The sequence below is a fragment of the Shinella sp. G-2 genome, from assembly GCF_050172695.1.
GTDB lineage: Bacteria > Pseudomonadota > Alphaproteobacteria > Rhizobiales > Rhizobiaceae > Shinella.
The window spans coordinates 228,399-254,515 of sequence record NZ_JBBEYH010000004.1 but is presented as its reverse complement, the minus strand read 5'-3'; the positions used below and the strand labels follow the sequence as shown (position 1 = coordinate 254,515).

Sequence of the window (26,117 nt, the reverse complement as noted above, 5' to 3'; positions counted from 1 at the left end):
CGCGGAAAAGGAAGGATTGCATCATTTCGCCACCACGTGGACGGTTCCGTCGCCCATGACCGTACCGGAGACGATCACGCCGGAATCCTTGTTGCGGACCTTGATGAGGTCGCCGACGGCCGCATCCTGCAGGGGCGTGCCCGACGCGCGCAGCACCATCGAACCGTTGTCGAAGACGAGCTGCACGGTGGTGCCGCGGGAAACGGCAAAGGGTTCCCGCAAGGCCGATGTCAGGATGACGCGGCCGGGCAGGAGCGTGCGCTTCGTCACCATGCCGTTGACGGCGGAGATGTCTTCGGCGAAGCCCTTGACGATATTCGGGTTGGTGACCTCGACCACTTCGAGCTGACCCGCGTCGATTTCCTCGCCGGGATAGATGATGCGCTTGGGCACGACGGCGGTGCGCGCCTCGGCCAGGGCCGCGTCGGCCGAAAAGAGACCGATGAGCACGGCGGGCGCGACGAGGGCCGCGCGCCGCAGGGCGGAAAAGGTCTTTCCTCTCCGAAGAGCTGCTATCAGGCGAAACATCATGTTCCCCGCTTGTCCGGTTCGTTATCTCAGATTCTTGCTGACCACCGCCGCCATTTCGTCCGCCGCCTGAATGATCTTGGAGTTCATTTCATAGGCGCGCTGGGCCGAGATCAGGTCGGTGATTTCCTTGACCGGATCGACGTTGGAGGCTTCGAGGTAGTTCTGCTGGATATAGGCGAAGCCCGCTTCGTCCGGTGCGCCGACATTGGCCGGGCCGGACGCGGCGGTTTCGCGGTAGAGGTTTTCGCCGAGCGGCTCGAGGCCGGCCTCGTTGACGAAATTGGCCAGGGTGATCTGGCCGAGATCCTGCTGCTGGCCGCCGACCGTTGCATAGACCTGGCCGGACTTGGTGACGGTGACTTCCGTCGCATCCTGCGGCACGGTGATGCCGGGCACGACCGTATAGCCGTCGAGCGTGACGAGCTGGCCCTGGGCGTTGGTGTTGAAGGCGCCGGCGCGGGTGTAGAGCGTGGAGCCGTCCGCCGCCTCGATCTGGAACCAGCCGCGGCCGATCAGCGCGAGGTCGAAGGAGTTGCCGGTGGACACGAGGCCGCCCTGGAGGTGCAGGTTGCGCACCGCGGCGGTCTTGACGCCGAGGCCGATGATCGCGCCTTCCGGCACGACGGCCGCATTGGCGCGGTTCGGCACGCCGGCGGCGCGTTCGGTCTGGTAGAGCAGGTCCGAGAATTCGGCGCGGGCGCGCTTGAAGCCGGTCGTGTTGATGTTCGCGATGTTGTTCGCGATGACTTCGAGGTTGGTCTGCTGCGCGTTCATGCCGGTGGCGGCAATGGCAAGGGCTTTCATGTCCGGTCCTCAGATCTGCATTCTGGCTACTTCGAGATAGGCGGTGACGACCTTGTCGCGGATGGCGATGGCGGTCTGCAGCGTCTGCTCGGCATTCATGACGGCGTCGACCACTTCGCGGGTCGATGCCTTGCCCTGGATGGCCTCGAAGGACTTGGTTTCACCAAGCTTCAGCGTGTTGGCCATTTCAGTTGCCATGTCGCCCATCACCTGGGCGAAGGACATCTGGGTGCCGGTTCCCTGCGCGGCGGCGGCGGAGACGGTGTTGGCCGTGCCGGTCTCGACGCCAGACAGCGGGCCGTTGGAGAAGAGGCCGTTTACGCCCTTGATGCTCTCGATCATTGCGATGCCCTCAGAAGGTCGATGGTGGCGCTGATCAGATCGCGCGACTGCTTGATGCTCTGCAGATTGGCTTCATAGGAGCGGTTGGCTTCGCGCATGTCGGCCATTTCGACCAGCACATTGACGTTCGGCATCTTCACGAAGCCCTTCTCGTCGGCGGCCGGATTGCCCGGGTCGTATTCGGTCGAGAATTCGCCCTCGTCGACACCGAGACGTTCGACCTCGACGAGCGACGCGTTGGTGGCGCGGTCGAGCTCGGCGGCAAAGGTCACCGTCTTGCGGCGGAAGGGGTCGGCGCCGGGGGTGTCGCCCGTGGAACGGGCGTTGGCGAGGTTTTCCGAAACGATACGGATGCGGGTGGATTGCGCCTCAAGTCCCGAGGCCGCGACTTTCATTGAAGCTACGAGCGGATCCATTTTTTACCTTCTGACTGTCATCAGCATCATGCGATGAAAGGCCTTGACGAGGCCGGCATTCATATCGAACTCACGCTTGACCTGGCCTTCCTTCATGAGTTCCTCGGCAAGGCCGACCGTGTTGCCGGACTCCTGCACGCCGATCTCTTCGGTGGGCTTGGTCTCGATGACGCGGCTTGCCATTTCGGTTTCGGTGAAGTGGCCGGGCTGCGTCGCCGCCATGCGGATGCCCGTGGTTTCGAGCACCGACTGGAAGGGGGTTACGTCCTTCGCCTTGAACCCGGGGGTGTTGGCGTTGGCGATGTTGCCTGCAACCACACTCTGGCGGACTGAGAGCCATTCGGCCTGTTTCGATGCCAGTTCAAACAGTTGTATCGGTTGCATGACAAGCTCCATCCTTGTTCACGGCGAACCTATGGAACCAATCTTGCGTCAGACTTGCACCGGTGGCGGCCTATCGGCAAGTGCCTGAATTCCCGGGGAAATAAAGTGCTCGAGCCGGAATTCTCACGGCGAGCGGGCGGCCGGCGGCACAGATGGCGGCCGGCCGATTCGGGGCGCGGAAAACCCGCGCGCGCCGTCAGTTGCGCTTGATGACCGTGCCGCTGGAGGTGACGATGACCCAGGCGCCGTCCCGCTGCTCCAGCGTCGCGAGGCGGCTGTTGTCCGGCAGGATCGAGCCGACGCGCACGATATACATGCCGCGTGCGTCCTCGATCAGCGCCCGGCCGTTCGCCACATGCATCAGGCGGAAGCCGGAATTGGCCGGCAGCGGCTGGTCGAGGCCGGTATCGACGGGCGCGCCGAGCTTCTTTTCCGTACCGAGGCCGGAGGTCGTGGCCGTCGCCACCGGATCGACGCCTTCCAGCGCCGGCTCGTTGTCGTTGTCGACCATGGCGGCGGGCGAAACGCTCACCACCTCTCGCGGCGCCGTTTCCGGCAGGTCGCGCGTCGCGCCCTGCCAGAGCGTCGGCACCGAGAACTTTTCCGGGTTGAGGAAGACATACCAGGGGAAGAACGCGGCGCCCGCCGCCAGCATCACGCCCGCGCCGACAAGCATCTTGTCGCCGAAGCTGTAATGACCCCGCTCCGACCGCTTCAGCGGCTGGATGGTTTCGTCTGCATCGAAATCCGTCACTCTCATCCCCTTCGCATGGCCGGCGCGCCGCCCTGCGCGGCCGCATTCCTCAGCGCGACCGCAAGGTCGGAGAAGGCGTCCGCGGCTGGGTCTTCGCCCGGCGTCTGTTTCAGAACCTCATAGATGATCGGCACCTGCTTGATCGCCATGTCGAGGTCGGGATCGCCGCCCGGGCGATAGCCGCCGATAAGGCGCAGGTCGCGCGTTTCCTCGAAGCGGTGGATCAGCGACTTCAGCCGCGACACCAGCTTCTCCTGGTCCGGCGTCCAGGCCTTGCGGGCAAGGCGCGAGATCGAGGCGAGCGGGTTGATGGGCGGGTAGCGCCCCTCTTCCGCAAGGCTGCGCTCCATCACGATATGGCCGTCGAGAATGCCGCGCGTGGAGTCGGCGATCGGGTCGTTGTGATTGTCGCCGTCGACGAGGATCGAGATGATGGCGGTGATCGTGCCCGCGCCTTCGGCGCCCGGGCCCGCCCGCTCGAGAAGCCGCGGCAGCTCGGTGAAGACGGAGGCGGGATAACCGCGGGCGATCGGCGGCTCGCCGGAGGCGGTCGCCACCTCGCGGATCGCATGGGCAAAGCGCGTCACGCTGTCGATGATCAGGAGCACGTTGTCGCCCTGGTCGCGATAGTGCTCGGCAATGGTCACCGCCGTCAGCGGCGCCATCTTGCGCAGCATCGGGCTCTCGTCGCTGGTGGCGACGACGGCGACGGACTTGGCGAGATTGTCGCCGAGCGTATCCTCGATGAATTCGCGCACTTCGCGGCCGCGCTCGCCGACGAGCGCGATCACCACCTTGTCGAAGGCATCGGCCCGCGCGAGCATCGACAGCAGCGTCGACTTGCCGACGCCCGAACCGGCGAAGATGCCGAGACGCTGGCCGAGGCAGAGCGGCGCGAAGATATCGATGGCGCGTACGCCCGTGCTGAAGCCGTCCTCGATGCGCCGGCGCGTCATCGAAGGCGGCGCGGTGTTGGAGATGGAGCGGCGCTCGTCACCCTGCGCCAGCGGGCCGAGCCCGTCGATGGGTTCGCCGAGCGCGTTGATCGTGCGGCCGCACCAGGTTTCCGACGGCGCGATGCGGAAGGCGCCCTTGCGGATGACGGTGTCGTGGATGCCGATGGGCTCGCCCGGTTCGATGGGGCAGACGACGACCGTGTCCTGTTCGACGCGGACGACCTCGCCGAGATGGATGCCGGTCGCGCTCTTGTGCGCGACGAACTCGCCGAGCCGCACGTGCCGCGACAGGCCGCTGACCGTGTAGTTGCCGGCGGCGATGGTCTGGACGTGGCCGCCATGGACGACGGAGAATTCCGGCGAGGAATAGCGCCGGACAAGCCCCGCAAGGGCATTCATCATGCGTCCGCCTTCGGGCGCGGGTCCTTCGCCGCTCATCATCGCTTACCGGTTCCCGCCAAAGGTACGAATGGCTTCCTTCATGGACTCCTCGCTGTCGCGGATGAGCGAAGCGATGTTCTCGAAGGCGCGCGTGACCTGGATGAGCTGCGTCATCTCGCCGATGGCGTTGACGTTGGATTCCTCGACATAGCCCTGCACCACGCCCGCATCGACGCGGTCGACGATGGGTTCGGGCTGGCGGGTCGGGATGATGCCGCTGTTGCCGGCGCGCACGAAGCCGGCCGAAAGGTCCGCCTCGAAAATGCCGAGCGCGGCGACGGGCCGGCCGTTCTGGTTGAGCTGGCCGTCGGAGCTGAGCAGGATCGGACCGGCATTCCCGTCGATCTGGATGGGGCCGCCGCCGGCGTCGAGCACCGGATAGCCGTTGAGCGTCACCAGTTCGCCGGCATCCGTCAGCGTGAAGCGCCCGTCGCGGGTCAGCGTCGGGCCGGCGGGCGTCTCCACCTGGAACCAGGCGTCGCCCTTGATGGCGAAATCGAGCGTGCCGCCGGTCTCGGTGATGCCGCCGCTGCGCGTGGAGATGAACTCGTCGCCCTGCGAGACGAAGGCGACGTCGGCGCTCTTCTGGTCGCTGACGACCTGGTTGAATTTCACTTCGGTGGCGCGGAAGCCGACCGTCGTCGAATTCGCGACGTTGTCGGCGAGCGTCGCCAGACGGCGGTCGAGCGCAAGCTGGGACGAAAGCGATACATAAAGCCCGGTCTGCATCTCAGCGACCTCCGAGTTTCAGATTGTTGATGGAAAGCAGGAGGTCCGTGGAAATGCCGGTAAGGCTGGACGACTGGAAGACGGTCAGCGGATCGTAGCTGCCGACGGGGTTTTCGAGTTCCCACATCGCGGTGAAGCGCTCGAGGAACTTGCCGACCTTGGAGGGATCCTTGAACTCGTCGAGGTTCAGCACGTCCTCGTAATAGGCGGCCTGGCGGTCGATGTCGGTCGCGGCGAATTCCGCCGGAAGCTGCAGCGCGGTGCGCACGACCTGGGCCAGCGCGTCGTCGGCGATGATCGAGTAACCCGAGGTTATGGAGGAGGCCATGCGCTCGAAATAGAGCGCCAGGCGCACGCCCGTATTGTCCTCGCCGGCGCTGACTTCCAGCGTCTGGCGGGCATATTTCTCGACGACGCCCTTCTGCGCGCGCTCGAAGGTGGTGGCGAGTTCGCCGTGACGGGCGAAGTTCAGCGATTCCGCCAGCGCCTTGTAGCGCGTGTCGCTGAGCTGGTTGGCGAAGGCGTCCTTGTTGTCCACGCCCTCCGTCAGCACCTTGCGCATGAAGGCCTTGGCATAGGCCATGTCGTCCAGCCCGTGCGCCTTCATGGCGTAGTTGTAGAGACGGCTGTCGGCGAAGAACTCGTCGATGGTCTTTATGCTGCCGATCTTGGAAAGGTAGTATTCCGTCTCGCGCTTGACGTCCGGCTGCTCCGAAACGCGCTTCAGCGACGTCTGGAGGTCGGAGGAAATCAGCTTGTAGCTCGTATAGGTGGTCGTCACGATAGGCCGCCGATCAGGTTCGAGAAGGCTTCAAGAAGGCACGGATGCCCGTTTTGAACCATGATCCTCGCGGGTTTTGCTTGTGCGAACCTGATCGGTAAACCCGCCGTCAGGTACAGCTTCACGCAAGGCTGGAACCGTATTTCCGGAACGGTCAGAATTGTGTCGGGACACCTGCGCTCATGAACATCATTATCGGTCTCATCGTTACCATCGGCTGCGTCTTGGGCGGCTTCATGGCCATGGGCGGCCACGTCGAGGTACTGAACCAGCCATTCGAACTCATGATCATCGGCGGCGCCGGCGTCGGCGGCTTCATCGTGGCGAACACGATGAAGGTGATCAAGGAAACCGGCAAGGCGCTCGGCGAGGCGTTCAAGCACAAGGTTCCGAAGGAACGCGACTATCTCGATACGCTCGGCGTGCTCTACAGCCTGATGCGGGACCTGCGCACGAAATCGCGCAACGAGATCGAAGCCCATATCGACAATCCCGAGGAATCGCCGATCTTCCAGTCCGCGCCGACCGTTCTCAAGAACAAGGAACTGACGGCCTTCATCTGCGACTACGTCCGCCTCATCATCATCGGCAATGCCCGCTCGCACGAGATCGAGGCGCTGATGGACGAGGAAATCCAGACGATCACGCGCGACAAGATGAAGCCCTACCAGTCGCTGACGACCATGGGCGACGCCTTCCCGGCCATCGGTATCATCGCGGCCGTTCTCGGGGTCATCAAGGCGATGGGCAAGATTAACGAATCCCCCGAAGTCCTCGGCGGCCTCATCGGTTCGGCCCTCGTCGGCACCATGCTCGGCATCTTCCTGTCCTACTCGATCGTCACGCCGATCGCCACGAACATCAAGGTGGTGCGCGAGAAGCAGAACCGCCTCTACGTCATCGTCAAGCAGACGCTGCTCGCCTACATGAACGGCTCGGTGCCGCAGGTGGCGCTGGAATACGGCCGCAAGACCATTTCCTCCTACGAGCGTCCGTCGATCGACGCGGTGGAGCAGGAAATGATGAACCCCGGCGGCGGCGGCGATTCGAAGGCGGCCTAAGAGATGAGCGCAGCGACCGTGACCTCCGCCCCCGCCCCCATGGATCCCATCGTGCTTGCCCGCCTCACGGGCAGGCTCGGCGACCAGGCGACTATCTCCAAGCTCTGCGCCAGCCTCGGCGACGTGTTCTCCGAATTCCTGCCCGACATGCTGGAAAGCGAACTCGGCTTCGAGGTCGCGGTCTCCTATGCCGGTTTCACGACCGGCACCTACGGCACGCTCGTCTCGGGCCTCGGCGGCGCCATGGCCTGCTGCGACGCGTCCCTTCGCGACTGGTGCGAGCGCTTCACGCTGATCTGCGACAGCCCGATGATCATCACGCTCGTCGAGAACATGCTCGGCGCGGTCAGCGATTCGATCGAGGATCCCGAACCGCGGCCGCTCTCCAAGATCGAGCTCGACCTTGCGGCCATGATGTTCGACCGCATTTCCGGCGTGCTGAAGACGGCCGTCAACGGCGCGAACGGCTATGAGCCCTATCTCGGCGCGGCGCACAATGCGGAAATCCGCAAGCCCCACGACGACGGCAGCGACGAGCAGTTCGTCGCAATGGTCAACATGGCGGTCGGCATCGGCCCCGTGCTCTCGACCTTCCACGTCGTCATTCCCCAGGCCGTTCTCCTGAAATCGACCATCACGGCACCGAAGCCGGCCAACGCGCCGAAGACCCGGGTCGAATGGAGCGAGCAGCTCGGCGAGCAGGTGCGTCGCTCCAAGGTGACGCTGGAGGCGCGCATCCGCCTCGAAGCCCAGACGCTCGACACGATCAGCCGCCTGCAGGCCGGCGACGTCATTCCCTTCAACGAGGCCGGTGACGTGCGCGTGGAAGTGAACGCGAACGGCCGCAACCTCTATGTCTGCGAATTCGGCCGCTCCGGCGCCCGCTACACGGTTCGCGTCAAGGATACCTACGGCTCGGAGGAAGAGCTCCTCCAGCACATCATCGGATAGTTTTGCGCATGAAGCCTGCGGGGCGGCACGCCTCAGGCAAGTTTCAAATGGAATAGTGGTCTTATGGCACCGAAGAAAACACCCATCGCTGACGACATCATGTCCTCCATCAACGCGGGCGACCAGGAACTGGAGCAGGCGATCGACGACCTGCGCGGCGTTCTTCAGAAGGATGCTACCGGCTCGCTCGGCGCCGATCTTCCGGCGACGATCGACGACGACCCGCTGGCCGCTTTCGGCGGGTCCGACTTCGGCAATACCGATTTCGGCGGCAGCGCCGCCACGTCGGATTTCGGCGCGGACACCGGCTTCGGCGGGTCCGACTTCGGCGGCGGTGATTTCGGCGGCGGCGCCGGCACCGATTTTTCCGCCGATCTCGGCGAGGCCCCGCGTCCGGGCAGCGCCATGCAGTCCAACATGGACCTCATCATGGATATCCCGATCGATCTGCAGATCGTTCTGGGGTCCTCGCAGATGCAGGTCTCAAGCCTGATGAACCTCAGCGAAGGCGCCACCATCGCGCTCGACCGCCGCATCGGCGAACCGGTCGAAGTCATGGTCAACGGCCGGGTGATCGGCCGCGGCGAGATCACCGTTCTGGAAAACGACGACACCCGCTTCGGGGTCAAGCTCATCGAAGTCAAGAGTACACGCAAGATCTGATACCCGGTGAGGGTTCAGGGGGATGATAATCCATGATGGATTTCGAGAATTTCGGCACATCCACGGCGGTCGGAGCACCGCTTTCGCCGGTTGAGAAGGCAGCAGCCGTCCTTCTCGCCATGGGCAAGGGTGTCGCCGGCAAGCTGCTGAAATATTTCACCCAGAGCGAGTTGCAGGCGATCATCGCCGCTGCGCAGAACCTGCGCGCCATCCCGCCGCACGAATTGATCGATCTCGTCAACGAGTTCGAGGACCTCTTCACCGAGGGTGCGGGCCTGATGGACAATGCCAAGATGATGGAAGGCATTCTCGAGGAAGGCCTGACGCCGGACGAAGTGGACGGCCTGCTCGGCCGCCGCGCCGCCTTCCAGGCCTTCGAGACGACCATCTGGGACCGCCTGCAGGACGCAGACCCGATCTTCGTCGCCAGGTTCCTGCTGAACGAACACCCGCAGACCATCGCCTACATCCTCTCGATGATGCCCTCGTCCTTCGGTGCGAAGGTGCTGCTCGAGATTCCGGAAGATCACCGCGCCGACATCATCAACCGTACCGTCAACCTCAAGGACGCGAGCCCCAAGGCGACCGCGATCGTCGAGGCCCGCGTCATCGAGATGATCAACGCGCTGGATGCGGAACGCAATTCGGTCGGTTCGAACAAGGTCGCCGACCTCATGAACGAGCTGGAAAAGTCGCAGGTCGACGAAATGCTCGCCTCGCTCGAAACGGTCTCGACCGAGTCGGTCAAGAAGGTCCGCCCGAAGATCTTCCTCTTCGAGGACGTGCTCTACATGCCGCAGCGCAGCCGCGTTTCGCTCTTCAACGACGTTTCCGGCGACATCATCACGGCGGCCCTGCGCGGCGCGTCGATGGAACTGCGCGAATCGGTCCTCTCCTCGATCGGCGCGCGCCAGCGCCGCATGATCGAGTCGGACCTCGCCGCCGGCGACCAGGGCGTCAACCCGCGCGAAGTGGCGATCGCCCGCCGCTCGATCACGCAGGAAGCCATTCGCCTGGCCGCCGCCGGACAAATCCAGTTGAAGGAGAAGGAACAGGAAGCCCAGGCAGCCTGATCCGCCTTGACACGGTAACGCCGCAAGCGGAGCGTACCAGCGGCCCGAATCTCCTGACATGGGGTTCGGGCCGTTTTGTTTTGGCTTCTGCGCGAAGCCGGGAGGCGTGACGTGTCGGACGACGACGACAAGGACAGTAAAACAGAGCTCCCGACAGAGAAGAAGCTTCGCGACGCGATGGAGAAGGGCAATACCCCCTTCTCGCGCGAAATCACGATCTTCGCCTCGACGCTCGCGATCTATCTCTTCCTCGTGTTCTTCCTGCCCGACGGCATTTCGCGGATGAACGAGACGCTGCGCGACTTCTTCGAACAGCCCGAGGCCTGGAACCTGAAGACCGGCACCGACGTCATCGCGATCTTTCGCCATCTCGGCTGGGAGGCCGGCGCATTGCTGCTGCCGATCCTCGTCATGATGATGGCCTTCGGCATCGCTTCCTCGGTGTTCCAGAACATGCCGAGCCCGATCCTGGAGCGGGTGCGCCCGCAGATGAGCCGCCTGAGCCCGATCAAGGGCCTCGGCCGCCTCTTCGGCAAGCCCGGCCTCGTCGAATTCGGCAAGTCGCTGATCAAGATCCTGCTGGTCTCGCTGGTCGTGGCGCTGTCGCTGCGCAGCAACTACTTCGCCTCGCTCGACACCATGTTCTCCGAACCTGCGGCGCTCATGTACATGATGAGTTCCGATATCAACAAGGTGCTCCTCATCATCCTCTTCGCCACCGCGCTCATAGCCGGGCTCGACTTCGCCTGGACGCGGCATCACTGGTTCTCCGAACTGATGATGACGAAGCAGGAGGTGAAGGAGGAAATGAAGCAGGCGCAGGGCGACCCGCTGGTCAAGGCGCGCATGCGCTCCATCCAGCGCGACCGCATCCGCCGCCGCATGATGGCGGACGTGCCGCGCGCCACGCTCGTCATCGCCAACCCGACTCACTTTGCCGTCGCGCTGCGTTATGTGCGCGAAGAGGGCGACGCGCCCGTGGTCGTCGCCAAGGGGCAGGACCTCATCGCGCTGCGCATCCGCGAGATCGCGGAGGAGAGCGGAATTCCCGTCTTCGAGGATCCGCCGCTCGCACGCTCAATGTTTGCGCAAGTCTCGGTGGATAGTGTCATTCCACCGGTGTTCTACAAGGCCGTGGCGGAGCTGATTCACCGGGTATATGCAGCCTCGCCCCAGACCAGACGGGTAAACTAGATCCGATGAGAAAATGCACCTACTCCGCCGAGCGCGAGAAGATTGTTGCCGAAGCAATCTGCCCGGTCGCCACTGAGCTCAGACTGCTCGATGCCGCCGATCTCGTCTCGTTGTTGCGTTTCGAGTGCTACGGCAACCTGGCCGACCTGGTTTCCTCCGCGGCCGAACTCTATTTCCTGCCCGGCACGGTCAATTTCGGCGCCGGCGGCGACTATCGCCTCGACTGGGATACCGAGCCGGAAGTGACGCTGGACATGGAACTGCGCCCGCAGGGCGTGACGGTCTATGCCAAGCTGATGCTGCAGAAGGACAAGGCCGGCGTGGAGGTCACGCATGTCGCCTTCAACGACCCGGCCGCCGATCCCGACGACAACACGGCCTTCCTGCGCAAGAGCCTGGCGGAAGCACGCTACGTGAAGTCGGGCGCCGCCTCGCAGCATGCCCATTGAGGCTGCGAGGGGTTCGTTCCCCTCGCCAATGGCCGGGCCTTGCCCGGCCATTCATCGGCAAACCGTAGGGTCTGCGGATTACGTTACGTGATATAGCCGAGACGGATGGCCTTCGCGATGGCCTGGATGCGGTTGACCGCATCGAGCTTCGTCGTCGCCGTGCCGAGATAGGCGTTCACCGTGTGGACGGAAAGACCCATATTCTCGGCGATCGCCTCGGAGATGCAGCCGTCGCCGGCCATCTGGAGGCAGGCGATCTCGCGCTCGCTGAGCGATTCGGACGGCGCGAGCTTCTTTTCCTCGCCCGCCAGCATGTCGATCAGCACCTGGCAGCTCTTCATGTGCATGTCGATGATGAGGTCGCTGGACGGCGCGATGAAGGTGCCCGTGAAGACCACGTAACCGTTGCCATGCGCGCCGAGACGGACCGGGAAGGCCATGCCCGACGACGGCAAGAGATGCGGCGTCAGACGCGTCGTGAAGGGCTCCGCGCCCGATTCGGCGAACTGGTTGTCGCCCGCACCTTCCCAGATCAGCGGCAGCATCGAGCTTTCGAGATGGGCGAGCAGATCGGCCCCATAGGCTCCCAGCAGCGCGCGCCCGTTGCCGTCGACATCGTGCGCCCAGTTGTGCAGCGAGAGCGTCAGCCGGCGCGAGGACGGCAGGCCGTGGCCCGAAACGCGCAACACCGCGAAATGCTGGGCGCCGAGGATCGTCTGCATTACCTGCAGGCGCGCGACGAAATCGGACACCCGGGCCGCTTTCGGCGGCCGCGCGAGCCTGATTTCCGTCTCCATGGCAGCGGGGGCGGAAAGCGGGAGATCCATGGCAGCGCTCCTCAAACCAGGCTGTTGCGAACGGCCCAGGCGATGGCCTCGGACCGCGTCTTGGTCGCGGTCTTGCGCATCACGCTGGTGATGTAGTTGTTGATCGTGTTGCGCGAGATGCCGAGGATGACGGCGATCTCGTCGCTCGTCTTGCCTTCGGCGATCCAGTAGAGGCACTCGATCTCGCGCTCGGTCAGGTCCATCTCGCGATCCTGCCTGAGGATCGCGCCCTGGCAGCAGACGCTGGCGAAGTAGCCGGTCATGATGCCGACATCGCGCAGCTTGCTCTGGGAAAGGATGAAGTGCTCGGGGAAGAGCAGCAGCAGCGACATGCGCACCCGGCCGACATGGAAGGCGATGACGCAATATTCGCGGCTGATGCCCTTCGGCACCGCCACGTCGTCGGCGAGATGGCTGAAGCAGGGCTTCAGCAGGGTCAGGCACTTGTCCAGCTCGCTCATGCGGGACTGGCCGGCGACGACGGCGGTGGCAATGCCGCGCACCATATCGAACGGCCAGTCGGAGGCGACGACGATTTCCAGGCCCGCTTCGGGCGAGACGTCGTGGCGTACGAGGAGATAATGAGAGGCGCTGACGTAATCGGTCAGGGCCTTGAGACCGGCGGACAGCCCGGCGCGATCCGCGCAGCGTCCGAGGTGTTGAACCAGCAGTTCACGCGCACTCTTACGCTCACCAGACTCAGCCGAGAATCCATAGGATTCCCAGGCCGCGACATCCGACCGGATCGTTTCCATGATAGCCCCCTGTTCCGATTCCGAGCGGAAATTCACGCCTCCTTCCCATCGGGCAATCGGAACCGTCCGAACCCCTGCCGGTCAGGCCGCATCGGCGAGAATCACCAAGCGAATCAGTGACTAAAGTGTACATCGGCTATCGCTAAAAACCACCGCCATCTTCTCGGGATTTACTTTTGCCGGCATCTATGAGTCGATTTGGCAGGGGTGATTTGCTTCTCCGAGACTGCCGATAAACGCACGGTTAAATCCTTGTTAACCAAACATTATTTGCAATGCATCGCGCCCGCTCCGAGCAACAGCCACCGCTAATGCCAGTGAAAATTGCCGAGCCTGGAGTCCGTCCTCAACTCTTGGGGCGATAAAATTTTTTCACCGATCACGCTGCCGTGAAGTGCGCCGAGTCCGAATGCGAAGGAATTGCTACAAACCGCCCGAATGGGCGTTGCGGAAATGCGACAGAACGAGGGCAAAAACGGCCGGGCAAAAACTTTTTACGCAAACGAAAACGCGGCCGTTTCCGGCCGCGTTCGTGTCTTTCTTCCGGGGAAGCCTCAGGCGGCTTCCCTCTCGGCGGACCACTTGCGCAGGATCTTGGCAGCGCGTTCCTCGCTGATCTCGACCATGCGGCTGAGGCGGCGTTCCGGGCCTTCCTTGACGCGGCGGTTGAAGGCGCCATCGCCATCGTCGCCGGCATTGAGCAGGTCGTCCGTGCTGTCGAAGCCGAAGTCCGCGCCGAAGCCGTCCATAAGGGTGGCGCCAGGGCCGCCGATGCCGGCAGCAGGGGAGAAGTCGGGCAGTTCCAGGCCGGCCGCATCGCTTTCCAGCGCATTGGCAGAGGCGCCGCCGCCGGTGACCGAGCGGACTGCCGGGCGAAGGCCGAACCAGACCACGAGGAAGGCGACACCGAGGAAGGCAGCCGCGTTGATGATGCCGCCGAGGTTGCGCGTCAGCACTTCCATGACGCCCGGACCCGGCACCGCTTCGTCGAGCAGCTGGTGGTCTAGGAATTCCATGGCGGTGATCGTGACCACGTCGCCGCGCTCGGTGTTGAGGCCGGCAGCCGAGGAGACGATCTTCTGCATGTCGGCAATGTAGGCGTCGATCTTCGCCTGGTCGACCGGCTCGCCGACCATGGCCGCGACGCGGGCGCGGTTGACGACGACGGCGACCGACAGCTTTTCGACGGCGACGCCGTTGCGGACGGTCGCGACCGTCTTGCTGTTGATCTCGTAGTTGGTCTGCTCTTCCTTCTTGTCCGCCTCGTCCTTCGACTGCGGGCCGTCCCCATTGCCGTCAGGGCCGCCCTGCGGAATGTTCTGCTCGACGGTGGCGGCCTTGTTGGAGGCCTGCTGGCTGGACTTCTGGCTTTCCCGCGTGACGCGGACGGAGCGCTCGACGCGCGATTCCGGATCGTAGACCGTTTCCTGGATCTGCTGCGTATCGGTGTTGAGCGCGGCGGTGACGCTGGCGCGGAAGTTGTCCATGCCGAGGAAGGGCGCGAGCGCCTTTTCGATGTTGCGTTCGATCTCGCTCTGGACGCTCTGGACCGCCGTCAGCGAGCGGTTGATCGCGCCGTTCTCCGGGTCATCGCCCGAGGCGAGAAGCTGGCCGGCGGAATCGAGGATCGTCACGCCGTCCACTTCGAGACCGGGGACGGAGGCGGCGACGAGGTGGCGAATGGCGGCGGCCGATTCGCGGCCGGCCTGCGCGCTGGCGCGGATCATGACGGAGGCCGTCGGCACCTGTTCGGCCTTGCGGAAGTTGCCGCGCTCCGGCATCACGATATGGACGCGGGCGGCGGCGATGCCGCTGATCTGCTGGATGGTGCGGGCGATTTCGCCTTCGAGAGCGCGGACGCGCGTCACTTCCTGCATGAAGGAGGTAAGGCCGAGGGAGCCGACCTTGTCGAAGAGTTCGTAACCGGCATTGGCGCTGCTCGGCAGGCCGCGCTCGGCGAGATAGAGGCGCGCCTTGCCCGTCTGGCCCACCGGCACTTCGATGCTGGAGCCGTCCGTTCCGGTGTTGAAATCGATATTGGCCTCGGCGAGGGCGAGGCTGATCTGATTCACGTCGGTCTTTTCCAGACCGACATAAAGCGTCTCGTAGGCGGGTTTGTTCACGAGGATCCCGGCGGCAAGCACGAGACCGATCGAGACGACGGCGGCTCCCGCCAGCATCGCGAGTTTCGCCTGCCCCAGCGATGCCAGGTTCCTGTAGACTTTCGTCAACTGTTCCAACAGATTCATTCTGTTCCCGCACGGACTAGTCGCCTGGACGCCGGCTACCATGCCGGCGCGATCAGACGCATTTTCAATCACGTGGGACGGACCCGGCACATTTTCCGCACGCGCCGACCTGCCCCATGGAATACGCGGATCTGACTGATCCGGGCTGGAAACTAGACCGTGAAACTTGCGCGAGCATTTCGTGCCGAACAGGCAGGAGCGGCGGTACAAACGCAAGACGGCGCCGATGAGGCGCCGCCGAAGGGGTGATTTTCCGCGGGAAACCGCTCAGAAGAACTCGAAATCGCCCGCCGCCTTGCCGAGCGGCTGGGAATGGCCGTGACGCAGGCCGTTGCTCAGCGCCTTCTGCATGTCGGCAAGCTTCACCAGGTTCAGCGCCGTCGTGACGTCGACGACCCAGCTTTCGGGAATGCTCCCGGTGATCGTGTCGATGAACTCGGCGAGCCCCCGCGTCTTCTGGACGGCAAGGTCGATGCCCTGCAGCACCATCATGCGCTCGGCGGCATCACCCGCGCCTTCGCCGTGGATGGCGGCAAGCTGCGGCTCGATGCGTTCCATGAGGTAGGCGACATCGTGCAGCTCGGACACGATTCGCATCAGGACATCCGGAAGGGCTTCCTCCATGGCGGTCGCTGCACTCAGATACTCGGCTTGCATGGATTACCCTTTTCACTCGTACGGCGGTGCGACAGTCGCAACCGGCAACGCAATACAGTACGTACTTTCGTTTCCTCGGGCCGATCCGGCCCTCAGAAGAATTCGATCGAGCTTTCGACCGGCTTGGCGACCGGTGCGGGCCGCTGTTCCAGCGCCACCGTCTTCTGCGTCTCGACGCCCGTCAGGGCATATTGCCGGGCCCGGCCGCTCGACGGCCAGTATTCCAGCTTGCGCCCGTGCTCGCCGCCGGTGCTTTCGCCGACGATCCGGATGCCTTCGTCCATCAGGAACTGGCGGGCGAACATTGCGTTCTGCTCGCCCACATTGGAGAAGCGGGCGATCGTCTTGGCGCCGCCGAAGATCTTCGCCTCCAGCCGGTCGCGGCGGGCGCCCTGCTTGAGCAGGCCGTTGATCAGAAGTTCCATCAGATGCACGCCGTAGCGTGTGGCATCGCCCCCCGAGGCCAGAGCCTCGGCCGAGCCCGGCAGCAGGAAGTGATTCATGCCGCCGACGCCAATCACCGGGTCGCGCATGCAGGCGGCCACACAAGACCCGAGAATGGTGGTGAGCACCACATTCGGGTCGTTGAGGACCTTATATTCGCCCTGGATGACATGGACGCGGCGCGTCCCGGCGTCTGTTATCATTTCAATGCCCCGAACACGGCTTCGATAGCCGCCTTCATCTTTTCGATGGTGAACGGCTTGGCGAGAACGTTGTTCGCACCGAGCGCGGCCGCCTTCTGCACCAGCGCGCGGTCGCCCTGCGCGGTGAGGATGATGAAGGCCGCCTTCTTGGTGTTCGGGTTGGACCGAACCGCCTGAAGGAACTCGATGCCGTCCATCTTCGGCATGTTGAAGTCGGAGATGACGAGGTGATGCGGCTGCTGGGCCATGATGGCCATGCCCTGCGCGCCGTCGCCGGCCGCGGTGATCTGCTTGAAACCGAGCTGTTGCAGGGCATCGCCCAGCAGCAGGCGGCTCGTCACCTGGTCGTCAACGATGAGTACTTTGATTTTTTCAGCGATAGACATTATTCGCTCCCTTCTCTACGGGCCGCAGTGATCTTCAAGATTTCCTCCCCTATGGAGGAGAGCGGATACTGGTGCTCGACGGCGCCCAGCTCGAAAGCCACTCTCGGCATTCCATATACGACGCAGGTTTTTTCGTTCTGACCGATGGTCCGCGCCCCTGCATGGCGCATTTTCAATAGGCCTGCCGCCCCGTCCCGGCCCATGCCGGTCAGGATGACGCCGACGGCGTTGCGGCCGGCAAGCTCGGCCACCGAATCGAACAGCACATCCACCGAAGGGCGATGGCCGTTGACCGGGTCGCGCTCGATCAGCCGGCAGCAGGGCGCGTGCGGATTGGCGATCTGCAAGTGCCGGTCGCCGCCGGGCGCAAGATAGATCTTGCCGATCTCCAGCCGCGCCCCGTCCGTCGCTTCCTGCACCACGGGCGCGCAGAGACGGTTCAGCCGGTCCGCAAAGCTCTTGGTGAAGCTCGGCGGCATGTGCTGCGTGATGACGGTCGGCGGGCAGTTGACCGGGAATTTCTGCAGGACGGCGATCAGCGCCTCGACGCCGCCCGTCGACGAACCGATGGCGACGACCCTGCGGCCGGGCTTGTAGCTGGCGGCCGGGTTGACGTTGGAAGCCGTCGGCGCGAGCGGCGGCGGCTCGGCGTGGAAGCGGCGCTGCGAACGGGCAGCGGCCTTGACCTTCTCCGCGAGGTCGCCGAAGGGGCGGGCATCGCCCGGCTGCGGCTTGCCGACGCAATCGAAGGCGCCGATTTCCAGCGCCATCAGCGAGGCCTCGGCACCGCGATGGGTGAGCGTGGAGACCATGATGACCGGCATCGGCCGGAGCTTCATGATCTTGTCGAGGAATTCGAGCCCGTTCATGTTCGGCATCTCGATATCCAGCGTCACGACATCAGGATTGAGCTGCTTGATCGCGTTGCGGGCTTCCATGGCATCGCCCGCCTGGCCGATGACATTGACATCGGGATCGGCGTTGAGCACGGCCGTGATCAGGCCGCGCATGGTCGGCGAATCGTCGACGACGAGTACGCGCGCGGGTGCCATCATGCGCCCCTCCTGTGCTTGCCGGTGTAGCGATAGGTTGTGATGCCGATGTTATCGAACTGGTTCTTCGCCTCGCCCGAGACGCGCTCGGAATGGCCGATATAGAGGTGACCGTTGTCGCCGAGCATGCCGGCGAAACGCGACCAGATCTTCATCTGCGTCGGCTCGTCGAAATAGATGACGACGTTGCGGCAGAAGATCACGTCGAACGGCCCCTTGAAGGGCCACTGCGCCATCAGGTTCAGTTCGTTGAAGGTGATGAGCCGCTTGACGCGGTCGTCGATCTGCCACTTCTGCCGGCCGCCCGTGTCCACGTCGCGGAAGAACTGCTTGCGCATGGCCGGGTTCACCGTCTCCAGCGCATTGGCGTCATAGGCGCCGGCGCGGGCGATGGCGAGGATCTTCGGGTCGATGTCGGTCGCCAGGATGCGGAAGTCGTAGTCGGCGACATTCGGCATCATCGAGAGCACGGTGAGCGCGATGGAATAGGGCTCCTGCCCGTCCGAACAGGCGGCCGACCAGATGCGCACGCGGCCGCCGTTGCGGGCACGGGCGAGCAGGTCCGGCAGCACGTCGCTCTTCAGGTGGTCGAAATGGTGGTTCTCGCGGAAGAAGCGCGTGAAGTTTGTCGTCAGGTGCGACAGCATCTCCTTGCGCGCCGAAGCCCCGGCCGGCGAGGAGACGAGCGCGCAATATTCCCGGAAGCCCTTGAGGCCGAGCTGGCGGATGTGCTTCGACAGGCGCGAATAGACCAGCGAGGCCTTGGTCTCGTTGAGATAGATGCCCGCATCGGCATAGATCATGGCGGCGATCTCGGAGAGATCCCGACGGGTCAGCGGATATTCGCCGCTTGCCAGGCATTCGTCCGGGGACTGCCTCGTATCGATGGCCGGTGAATAGGTCATGCGGCTTCGCTTTCCGTATGCGGGAACAGGGACTCAAGTTCGATCAGGCAGATCATGCGGCCCTCGATGGCGAGGATGCCGCGGGCATAGGCTTTGGCCGCCTCATTGGCGATGTCGGGCGTCGGCTGCATGTTGTCTTCGGTCACGGTCAAGATGTCGGAGACCGCATCGACCAGGAGCCCCACCACCTTCTGCCCGACCTGGGCGACGATGATGACGTGGCGCACGGTCGGCTCGGCCGGCTTCATGCCGAGCCGCAGCGACAGGTCGACGATCGGCAGCACCGCACCGCGCAGGTTGATCACGCCCAGCACATAGGAGGGCGCGTGCGGCATGGACGTCGCGGGAGTCCAGCCACGGATTTCCCGGACCGACATGATGTTCACGCAGAACTCCTGATCGCCGATCCTGAAGGCGATCAGTTCGCGTCCATGGGTGAGATTCTTGACCGCAGACGTCATGGGCTATCAACCGGTGGCAGCAAGCGAAATGTCTTGTTTCAGGGACTGGCCGCGCGAGGCGGCGACAACCGCATCGACGTCCAGGATGAGAGCGACGCGCCCGTCACCGAGAATGGTGGCGGCGGCGATGCCCGGCACGTGGGTGTAGTTCGCCTCCAGGCTCTTGATGACGACCTGGCGCTGGCCCTGGATCGCATCGACCATGAGGGCGCGCTGGCCGCCGCCTTCCGATTCGACGAGAAGCGCGACGCCCTCGATCGGATTGGCCTGGGTGGCGCGGAAGTTGAGGATCCGGCCGACATCCACCAGCGGGCAGAACGAGTTGCGGATCGAGATCAGCCGCTGCGAGGCGCCGAAGGAATGGATGGCGGAGGCTTCCGGCTGCAGCGTCTCGACAATGGCCGTCAGCGGCACGACGAGCGTCTGGCCGGCGACCGTGACCACCATGCCGTCGAGGACGGCAAGCGTCAGCGGCAGGCTCATGGTGAAGACGGAGCCCTGCCCCGGCTTCGAGGAGATCGAGATGCGGCCGCCGAGCGCCTGGATCGAGCGCTTGACGACGTCCATGCCGACGCCGCGGCCGGACAGGTCCGAGACCTTGTCGGCGGTGGAGAAGCCGGCGTGGAAGATCAGGTTGTCGATTTCCTCGTCGGACAGGTTCGCATCGGCCGCGATCAGGTCGTTGTCGATGGCCTTCTGGCGCACCTTCTCGCGGTTGATGCCGGCGCCGTCGTCGGCCAGCTCGATGACGATGCGGCCCGAACGGTGCTTGGCGGTCAGGCGAACCGTGCCTTCCGGGTTCTTGCCGAGGGCTTCGCGCTTCTCCGGCATTTCGAGACCGTGGTCGACCGCGTTGCGGATCATGTGCGTCAGCGGCTCGGCGAGCTTGTCGATGACGGTCTTGTCGACTTCGGTGTTCTCGCCTTCGGTGATGAGGCGGACCGACTTGCCGGTGATATCGGCGATTTCGCGAACGGTGCGGGCCATGCGCTGGAAGACCGGCTTCACCGGCTGCGCGCGGATGGCCATCACCGAATCCTGGATCTCGCGGGTGAGCTGCTGCAGCTCCTCCAGACCCATATTGATGGAGGACGTGCCGTTGTTGTCGTTCTCGACCACGCTCTGCGAGAGCATCGCCTGGTTGATGACGAGTTCGCCGACGAGGTTGATCAGGCGGTCGACGCGGTCGAGATCGACGCGGATCGTCTGGCCGGCGGCAGCGGCCTGGTTCGCCTGCGCGGCGCTGGCGGCAGAAGCTGCGGCAGCGGCCTTGTTCTCGGCGGCGCGGCTTGCGACCTGCGCGACCTTGGTGGCCGTTTCGGCGGCGGCGACGGCAGCGGCGGCATCGCTTTCGATGACGGCCGGTTCATCCGCCGCGGCGGAGCCGCCATCGTCCAGCATTGACAGGTCGAACGGCACGGGCTGCATCGGCAGCTCTTCGTCGCTTGTCGCTTCGCCGACGACGTCTTCCTCGATGGTGTTGATGTCGAGATCGCAATCCCATTCGGCAAATTCGAAGACGGAGCGCACGCCGTCTTCGCCCTTGTCGGTCGTCACGGAAATCTTCCAGGAGAAATAGGCTTCCTCCGGGTTCATCTTGTCGAGCGTCGGCAGGCTGTCCATGTCGCAATAGACGCTCATCTCGCCGAGGCGGGAGACATCGCGCAGCAGGAGGACTGCTTCGTTCCCCTTGGCGTAGAGGTCTTTCTTCGGCTTGAACGTGACCTGGACGGTCGGCACGTAGTGATCGGCGCCTTCCTCGTCGAAATCGCCGAAGGAGAATGGGATCGGCTGGAAGCCTTCGTCGTTGACCGGCGGCTTTTCGACGACAACGGGCGCAGGCGCGGCCGCCTTGGGCGCCGCGGCGACGGGCTTGGGCGCGGGCGCTTCGGCGGCAGCCGGCGCTTCGCCATGGGCGAGCGCTTCCAGTTCGCGGATGAGGGTGCGGCTGCGCGCCTCGTCGACGCTGCCGCCGTCGCGGGCCGCATTGGTCAGGTCCGCCAGAACGTCGGCGGACTTCAGCATGACCTTCAGGACGTCCTGGGTAGGCTCCAGCTTGTTGGATCGAACGCAATCCAGTGTCGTCTCGAACACATGGGCGAAGGAGACGAGATCGTCGAGGCCGAATGCGCCGGCACCGCCCTTGATCGAGTGGACGGCGCGGAACACGGCGTTGACCGTTTCCGGGTCGCGATCCCCGTCATTCAGCTTCAAGAGACCGGATTCCAGTTCCGCGAGCTGCTCCTCGCACTCCTGGAAGAAGATCTCTTTGATTTCGTTCATATCCATCGGGAAAATCCTGGACTGGAGGATTAGGCGGTTACGCGCTCGATCGCATCGATCAGCTTGGTCGGGTCGAAAGGCTTGACGATCCAGCCCGTCGCACCGGCCTGGCGGGCGCGGTTCTTCTTCTCGGCATCGCTTTCGGTGGTCAGAACGAGGATCGGGATGGCCCGGTACTTCTCGTTGCGGCGCACGCCTTCGATGAAGCCGAAGCCGTCGAGGCGCGGCATGTTGATGTCGGTGACGATGACATCCGGGTTGGCGTTCTCGAGGACTTCCAGGCCCTCCACGCCGTCTTCCGCCTGGATGGTCTCGAAGCCTGCATTGTTGAGCGTAACCAGAAGCATGTTCCGGATGGTCCGCGAGTCATCCACGGTCAAGACTTTTTTCTTCATTGCCTAGCCTCCTGTGCCAGCAAGTGATCAATATTCACGCCGATAAGTTGCATTGTCTTCATGAAAGGGTCGGACACCTTGGTGAAGGTGAAGGGCTGCTTGTCCTCTTCCCAGCTCTTGGCGCCGGCCATCAGAACCTGGGCGCAGAGCGCGCCGACCCGCTCGACCGCCGAAGCGTCGATGACGAGCGGATTGCCCTTGAAGCCCATGAGCTGGGTATGCAGCGCCGTCGCCTCGTTGAGATCGAGGACGGGGGCAAGGCTTAGACTTTTCTGAGCGGCTTTCTTGCTCGCCATTATCGTTTTCCTTGTCTGAAGCAGTGACTGCGTCTGTCCAAATGCGCCGTTCCGCCATTGGGAGCCGGTGGCAGGCCTTCTTCCGAAAGCCGGCTGCGCGCCGTGGAGAACCAGTGCCGGGGTTGCTTCGCCGTCATCTCAGCCTCCAAAGCCGACGGCCCGCGCCGTCAGGAAATCGAGGGGAGAGGACGGCGTCTCGGTTGCCGGCATCGTCGCGCGCGGCTCCGCCTGCGCGGGGCGAGCCGGGCGGCGAAGATCGCGCTGCGACGAAACGTGGAATTCGCGGATCGTGCGGCCGAGTTCGAGAATGACCGTCTGGAGATCGCCGCCCGTGCCGCCGAGACGGCCGGCATCCACGGCGTCGGCTTCCAGCGTGCGGCCGGCACGGCCGATCTCGGCCGAGATCCCGTTCAGCCCGTCGGCATCGACGGCGCTCTCGCGCACGATGCCGGTAATGGCGCCGTTGATCTCCTCGACCTGACGGACGATGTTGCCGATGGCATCCTGCGTGCGGTGGACGTGCTCGACGCCGGCCCCGACCTGCGCCTTGGTGCCCGTCACGAGCTGCTTGATCTCGCGCGCCGCATCGGCCGAGCGCTGGGCGAGCGCGCGCACTTCCTGCGCGACGACGGCAAAGCCGCGGCCGCTGTCGCCGGCGCGGGCGGCCTCGATGCCGGCATTCAGCGCCAGGAGATTGGTCTGGAAGGCGATCTCGTCGATGACGCCGATGATCTGGCCGATCTTTTCCGCCGAAGCCTCGATATCCGCCATGGCTGACATCGCTTCGCCGACGATGTTGCCGCTGAGCGCGACGGATGCCTGCGTGGATGCGGCCGCGGCCTGGGCCTTGCGGGTCTCACCGAGCGTCTGGCGCACGCGTTCGACGATCGTGCCGAGGGCGTTGGCGGTCTCGATGAGGCTTGCCGACTGTTCCGAGGAGCGGGTCGAGAGCGCCTGCGCGCCGGAAGCGAGCGTACCGACGAGGCGGTCGGTCTCGCCGGCGCGGTCGGCGGCCGAGGCAAGGCGGGACTGGATTTCGTCGAGCGCACCGTTCAGCGTTTCGGCAAGGTCGCGCCAGGCGTCGGGCATCTCGCCGGAAACGCGCTGGGAGAGATCGAGCTGCGAAAGGCCGCGAATGGTTTCGCCGAAGACGCGGTCGAGTTCGGCACGGTCCTGCTGGCGCTGTTCGCCGAGCGCGCGGGCATGGGCGTGACGCAGCTCGTTGAAGCGCAGGGAGACGCCGATTTCCGCATCGACCATGGCCGTGCGCAGGAAGGCGGAGACGAGCTCGGTCAGTTCCTTGCGACGGGCCTTGCCGGCGCCGGGCAGGATGGATTTCGGCCAGTATTCCTCGATGAGACCGGTGACGACAGTCTCGAGCACGACCGAATGGCCGGCAATGCGCCAGCGCGGGTCGAGGCCCATCTGGCTTTCGCTGTCGGAGAGAACCTTCACCCGTTCGGCATAGAGCCCGTCGAACCGCGCGTCGGTCAGGACGCTCCAGTGGGAGCTCTGGAGGTCGTGCAGCCGGTCGATCTGGCGCTCGCTCTGGAAGTGGCGGGCGGCATCGGGAAAGGTCTGGAAACGCTGGAAGAGGTCGCGAAGCGCGGTTTCGACATGCCGTTCGAGGGTCTGGCGGTGGCGCCGCAGGATATCGCCGTCGGTGCTTTCCACCCCGGCAAAGCGCAAACGGTCGCGCAGGCTGGCCGCCTGTCCCGTTCGAGCCTGTTCTGCCGGCATTTCCTGCACCAATTCGCTCCCAAACCAACGATGCCCGGTCCTCCATCGTGGATGACCGACTGAACTTTCAGCATGGAGGAGAGGTTTTGGCCGAGCCGTACGCTGCCACGAGGCGGCATGCGTGGCGTCCCCGTCGATCCATGATCAAATTCGGTGAAACTCGAATACCGGCTCTTTTCCGGTACGGCGGTTCGGCATCATGCCTGGGTGAGAAACGGCGAATTTCCCATTCCGACGTGTAGACCCCATGTTTATGGTTAATTCCTTGCCTGAAGGTTAATAGTTCACACCTTGCTTATGGCTTCGCTAAAATTAACACGACCCGACGTTGCGTAAGCTACACGCAAGTTCGCGCGCGTAGGGTCGGCCATGGACTGACGATGTTGTCAGGAGGAACGAGCAATGATTGTTCTGGCATTGGGCGCGACCGTGATCGCTTCGGCCACACTGGCCGCCGTCTATCTTCTTCTCGATATCGAGGCCGGCCGCACGATGGCCAAGGCGCGGGTTTTCTGAAAATCTTGCTCCACTCGCCTCTTGCTTTCCCGAAAGCGGCTGCCAGATTGAGCCGTGACAGAATGAGACTGTCAAAGGGAGCACATTATGGGCATTGAAAGCATTCTGGTTTTCCTCATCGTCGGCGCCATTGCCGGCTGGCTTGCGGGCCTTATCGTCTCGGGCTTCGGCTTCGGCCTCGTCGGCAATATCGTCGTCGGCATCGTCGGCGCCTTCATCGCCGGCTACCTCTTCCCCGCCATCGGCATCAGCCTCGGCAGCGGCATCATCGCCGCCATCATCCATTCCACGATCGGCGCCGTGATCCTGCTCGTGCTCATCAAGGTCATCAAGCGCGCCTGACGGCCGCGGGAACCGCAGGCCGTGGCGGCTCCCCCGCCGCGGCCTTTCCGCCGGCTACCAGTCCCAGCCGCGCAATTCGCGCTCGCGGGACGTCGGCAGGCGCGTGCCGGTGCTCGTTATGCCGTTCTTCTCGCACACATAGACATTGCGCGGTATCCAGCGGGAGCTGTCCTGCGAGGGAACCTCCACCCGCAACTGGCAGGTCGTGGCATTCTTGCCGCTGTACTCGGCGGTGGCGTCGGACGGCACGACCCCGGGAAGGTCCTTGTATACCTGCGCCTGGCCGCCGACGGCGGACATCAGGAGGGCCAGAAGGGCAAGGGCAGCTCGTGTCTTCATCCTCGTTTCCGGCAGGCGCCGGCCTTTCGCAATCCATAAAGAGATACCGCCGGCGGGAAACATGCGCTATAGCCCAGCGGATATTCAGACAGCTTAGATGGGGTTTTTCATGGCGAGTACAATCCGGTATCACGAAGGTGACATCTCGGCCGCCGATGCCGCCCGCTATACCGGCGCGATCGCCATCGACACCGAAACGCTCGGCCTGGTCCCGCGCCGCGACAGGCTCTGCGTCGTGCAGCTTTCGCCGGGCGACGGCACCGCCGACGTCATCCGCATCGCCGCCGGCCAGACGGAAGCGCCGAACCTCACCGCCATGCTGGAAGACACCGCGCGCCAGAAGATCTTCCATTACGGCCGCTTCGACATCGCCGTGCTGTTCCACACCTTCGGCGTCACCACCACGCCGGTGTTCTGCACCAAGATCGCCTCGCGCCTGACGCGCACCTATACCGACCGCCACGGCCTCAAGGACAATCTCAAGGAACTGCTCGAGGTCGACATTTCCAAGCAGCAGCAGTCCTCCGACTGGGCGGCGGAAACGCTCTCCCAGGCGCAGCTCGACTATGCCGCCTCCGATGTGCTGCATCTTCATGCGCTGCGCGACAAGCTGATGGGCCGCCTCGTGCGCGACGGCCGGCTGGCCCATGCGGAGGCTTGCTTCGCCTTCCTGCCGACCCGCTCCAAGCTCGACCTTCTCGGCTGGGACGAGACCGACATCTTCGCCCACAGCTGAGC

31 protein-coding genes are annotated in these 26,117 nt (G+C 64.2%); 8 read left to right on the top strand and 23 right to left on the bottom strand.

What is annotated here, in order from left to right:
• Window positions 1-21: 21 nt before the first annotated feature.
• From flgA to V8U06_RS10270, 9 genes are all read right to left on the bottom strand, one after another.
• A complete protein-coding gene (gene flgA, locus V8U06_RS10310; protein ID WP_427140544.1) occupies window positions 22-531 on the bottom strand; it encodes a flagellar basal body P-ring formation chaperone FlgA in 510 nt (169 codons plus the stop codon).
• A gap of 21 nt (window positions 532-552) precedes the next feature.
• Window positions 553-1,335, bottom strand: a complete 783-nt coding sequence (flgG, locus tag V8U06_RS10305) for a flagellar basal-body rod protein FlgG (RefSeq protein ID WP_226920428.1) — start codon at window positions 1,333-1,335, stop codon at window positions 553-555.
• A 9-nt stretch (window positions 1,336-1,344) separates the two neighbouring features.
• Window positions 1,345-1,677, bottom strand: a complete 333-nt coding sequence (locus tag V8U06_RS10300) for a flagellar hook-basal body complex protein FliE (RefSeq protein ID WP_427140543.1) — start codon at window positions 1,675-1,677, stop codon at window positions 1,345-1,347.
• A complete protein-coding gene (flgC, locus tag V8U06_RS10295) occupies window positions 1,674-2,093 on the bottom strand; it encodes a flagellar basal body rod protein FlgC (RefSeq protein ID WP_226920430.1) in 420 nt (139 codons plus the stop codon). The genes V8U06_RS10300 and flgC overlap by 4 nt, the downstream gene beginning before the upstream one ends.
• A 3-nt stretch (window positions 2,094-2,096) precedes the next feature.
• Window positions 2,097-2,477: a flagellar basal body rod protein FlgB gene (flgB, locus tag V8U06_RS10290; RefSeq protein WP_226920431.1), complete on the bottom strand. Its 381-nt coding sequence runs from the start codon at window positions 2,475-2,477 to the stop codon at window positions 2,097-2,099.
• A 196-nt stretch (window positions 2,478-2,673) separates the two neighbouring features.
• Window positions 2,674-3,237 carry a flagellar protein gene (locus tag V8U06_RS10285; RefSeq protein ID WP_427140542.1) on the bottom strand — a complete coding sequence of 188 codons (564 nt, stop codon included), beginning with the start codon at window positions 3,235-3,237 and terminating at the stop codon, window positions 2,674-2,676.
• Window positions 3,234-4,589: a flagellar protein export ATPase FliI gene (gene fliI, locus V8U06_RS10280; protein WP_427140541.1), complete on the bottom strand. Its 1,356-nt coding sequence runs from the start codon at window positions 4,587-4,589 to the stop codon at window positions 3,234-3,236. Before fliI ends, V8U06_RS10285 begins: the two co-directional genes overlap by 4 nt.
• A 42-nt stretch (window positions 4,590-4,631) precedes the next feature.
• Window positions 4,632-5,357: a flagellar basal-body rod protein FlgF gene (gene flgF, locus V8U06_RS10275; protein WP_427140540.1), complete on the bottom strand. Its 726-nt coding sequence runs from the start codon at window positions 5,355-5,357 to the stop codon at window positions 4,632-4,634.
• A gap of 1 nt (window position 5,358) precedes the next feature.
• Entirely contained in the window at window positions 5,359-6,138 is a 780-nt protein-coding gene (locus V8U06_RS10270) for a DUF1217 domain-containing protein (protein ID WP_427140539.1), read from the bottom strand.
• Window positions 6,139-6,320: 182 nt separating this feature from the next.
• Between V8U06_RS10270 and motA the strand changes: the two genes are divergently transcribed.
• From motA to V8U06_RS10240, 6 genes are all read left to right on the top strand, one after another.
• Window positions 6,321-7,199 (top strand): flagellar motor stator protein MotA, encoded by an 879-nt coding sequence (gene motA / locus V8U06_RS10265; protein WP_226920436.1) that lies wholly within the window; start codon window positions 6,321-6,323, stop codon window positions 7,197-7,199.
• Between the two features lie 3 nt (window positions 7,200-7,202).
• Complete coding sequence (locus V8U06_RS10260; protein ID WP_226920437.1) at window positions 7,203-8,150, top strand: FliM/FliN family flagellar motor switch protein; 948 nt, start codon at window positions 7,203-7,205, stop codon at window positions 8,148-8,150.
• A gap of 63 nt (window positions 8,151-8,213) precedes the next feature.
• Window positions 8,214-8,813 carry a flagellar motor switch protein FliN gene (gene fliN / locus V8U06_RS10255; protein ID WP_427140538.1) on the top strand — a complete coding sequence of 200 codons (600 nt, stop codon included), beginning with the start codon at window positions 8,214-8,216 and terminating at the stop codon, window positions 8,811-8,813.
• Between the two features lie 32 nt (window positions 8,814-8,845).
• The gene (gene fliG, locus V8U06_RS10250; protein WP_427140537.1) at window positions 8,846-9,886 is read left to right on the top strand and encodes a flagellar motor switch protein FliG; all 1,041 of its coding nucleotides are present in this window, start codon (window positions 8,846-8,848) and stop codon (window positions 9,884-9,886) included.
• Window positions 9,887-9,997: 111 nt separating this feature from the next.
• Window positions 9,998-11,080, top strand: a complete 1,083-nt coding sequence (flhB, locus tag V8U06_RS10245) for a flagellar biosynthesis protein FlhB (RefSeq protein ID WP_226920440.1) — start codon at window positions 9,998-10,000, stop codon at window positions 11,078-11,080.
• Window positions 11,081-11,085: 5 nt separating this feature from the next.
• Window positions 11,086-11,529 carry a hypothetical protein gene (locus tag V8U06_RS10240; protein ID WP_226920441.1) on the top strand — a complete coding sequence of 148 codons (444 nt, stop codon included), beginning with the start codon at window positions 11,086-11,088 and terminating at the stop codon, window positions 11,527-11,529.
• Window positions 11,530-11,612: 83 nt separating this feature from the next.
• On the opposite strand, the gene visR is transcribed toward V8U06_RS10240, so the two are convergent.
• From visR to V8U06_RS10175, 13 genes are all read right to left on the bottom strand, one after another.
• Window positions 11,613-12,356 (bottom strand): transcriptional regulator VisR, encoded by a 744-nt coding sequence (gene visR, locus V8U06_RS10235; protein ID WP_427140536.1) that lies wholly within the window; start codon window positions 12,354-12,356, stop codon window positions 11,613-11,615.
• A gap of 11 nt (window positions 12,357-12,367) precedes the next feature.
• A complete protein-coding gene (visN, locus tag V8U06_RS10230; protein ID WP_427140535.1) occupies window positions 12,368-13,111 on the bottom strand; it encodes a transcriptional regulator VisN in 744 nt (247 codons plus the stop codon).
• 554 nt (window positions 13,112-13,665) lie between these two features.
• Entirely contained in the window at window positions 13,666-15,360 is a 1,695-nt protein-coding gene (gene fliF, locus V8U06_RS10225) for a flagellar basal-body MS-ring/collar protein FliF (RefSeq protein WP_427140534.1), read from the bottom strand.
• Window positions 15,361-15,627: 267 nt separating this feature from the next.
• A complete protein-coding gene (gene cheT, locus V8U06_RS10220; protein WP_427140533.1) occupies window positions 15,628-16,017 on the bottom strand; it encodes a chemotaxis protein CheT in 390 nt (129 codons plus the stop codon).
• Between the two features lie 92 nt (window positions 16,018-16,109).
• Window positions 16,110-16,664 carry a chemoreceptor glutamine deamidase CheD gene (gene cheD, locus V8U06_RS10215; RefSeq protein ID WP_226920446.1) on the bottom strand — a complete coding sequence of 185 codons (555 nt, stop codon included), beginning with the start codon at window positions 16,662-16,664 and terminating at the stop codon, window positions 16,110-16,112.
• On the bottom strand, window positions 16,661-17,050 hold the full coding sequence (locus V8U06_RS10210) for a response regulator (RefSeq protein WP_160786984.1): 390 nt from the start codon (window positions 17,048-17,050) through the stop codon (window positions 16,661-16,663). The genes cheD and V8U06_RS10210 overlap by 4 nt, the downstream gene beginning before the upstream one ends.
• On the bottom strand, window positions 17,050-18,105 hold the full coding sequence (gene cheB / locus V8U06_RS10205) for a protein-glutamate O-methylesterase CheB (protein ID WP_226920447.1): 1,056 nt from the start codon (window positions 18,103-18,105) through the stop codon (window positions 17,050-17,052). Before cheB ends, V8U06_RS10210 begins: the two co-directional genes overlap by 1 nt.
• Window positions 18,102-19,007 carry a protein-glutamate O-methyltransferase gene (gene cheR / locus V8U06_RS10200; protein WP_226920448.1) on the bottom strand — a complete coding sequence of 302 codons (906 nt, stop codon included), beginning with the start codon at window positions 19,005-19,007 and terminating at the stop codon, window positions 18,102-18,104. The genes cheB and cheR overlap by 4 nt, the downstream gene beginning before the upstream one ends.
• On the bottom strand, window positions 19,004-19,468 hold the full coding sequence (locus V8U06_RS10195; protein ID WP_226920449.1) for a chemotaxis protein CheW: 465 nt from the start codon (window positions 19,466-19,468) through the stop codon (window positions 19,004-19,006). The genes cheR and V8U06_RS10195 overlap by 4 nt, the downstream gene beginning before the upstream one ends.
• A 6-nt stretch (window positions 19,469-19,474) precedes the next feature.
• Complete coding sequence (locus V8U06_RS10190) at window positions 19,475-21,757, bottom strand: chemotaxis protein CheA (protein WP_427140532.1); 2,283 nt, start codon at window positions 21,755-21,757, stop codon at window positions 19,475-19,477.
• Window positions 21,758-21,780: 23 nt separating this feature from the next.
• Entirely contained in the window at window positions 21,781-22,146 is a 366-nt protein-coding gene (cheY1, locus tag V8U06_RS10185; protein ID WP_024270516.1) for a chemotaxis response regulator CheY1, read from the bottom strand.
• Window positions 22,143-22,442, bottom strand: coding sequence for an STAS domain-containing protein (locus V8U06_RS10180; protein WP_226920451.1), 300 nt, complete (start codon window positions 22,440-22,442; stop codon window positions 22,143-22,145). Before V8U06_RS10180 ends, cheY1 begins: the two co-directional genes overlap by 4 nt.
• A 138-nt stretch (window positions 22,443-22,580) precedes the next feature.
• The gene (locus V8U06_RS10175; protein WP_427140531.1) at window positions 22,581-24,191 is read right to left on the bottom strand and encodes a globin-coupled sensor protein; all 1,611 of its coding nucleotides are present in this window, start codon (window positions 24,189-24,191) and stop codon (window positions 22,581-22,583) included.
• A 594-nt stretch (window positions 24,192-24,785) separates the two neighbouring features.
• Between V8U06_RS10175 and V8U06_RS10170 the strand changes: the two genes are divergently transcribed.
• On the top strand, window positions 24,786-25,040 hold the full coding sequence (locus V8U06_RS10170; protein WP_226920453.1) for a GlsB/YeaQ/YmgE family stress response membrane protein: 255 nt from the start codon (window positions 24,786-24,788) through the stop codon (window positions 25,038-25,040).
• A 54-nt stretch (window positions 25,041-25,094) separates the two neighbouring features.
• Here V8U06_RS10170 and V8U06_RS10165 read toward each other — a convergent pair whose 3' ends face one another.
• Window positions 25,095-25,379: a hypothetical protein gene (locus tag V8U06_RS10165; protein WP_427140530.1), complete on the bottom strand. Its 285-nt coding sequence runs from the start codon at window positions 25,377-25,379 to the stop codon at window positions 25,095-25,097.
• Between the two features lie 109 nt (window positions 25,380-25,488).
• Between V8U06_RS10165 and V8U06_RS10160 the strand changes: the two genes are divergently transcribed.
• On the top strand, window positions 25,489-26,115 hold the full coding sequence (locus V8U06_RS10160) for a ribonuclease D (RefSeq protein WP_427140529.1): 627 nt from the start codon (window positions 25,489-25,491) through the stop codon (window positions 26,113-26,115).
• Window positions 26,116-26,117: the final 2 nt, after the last annotated feature.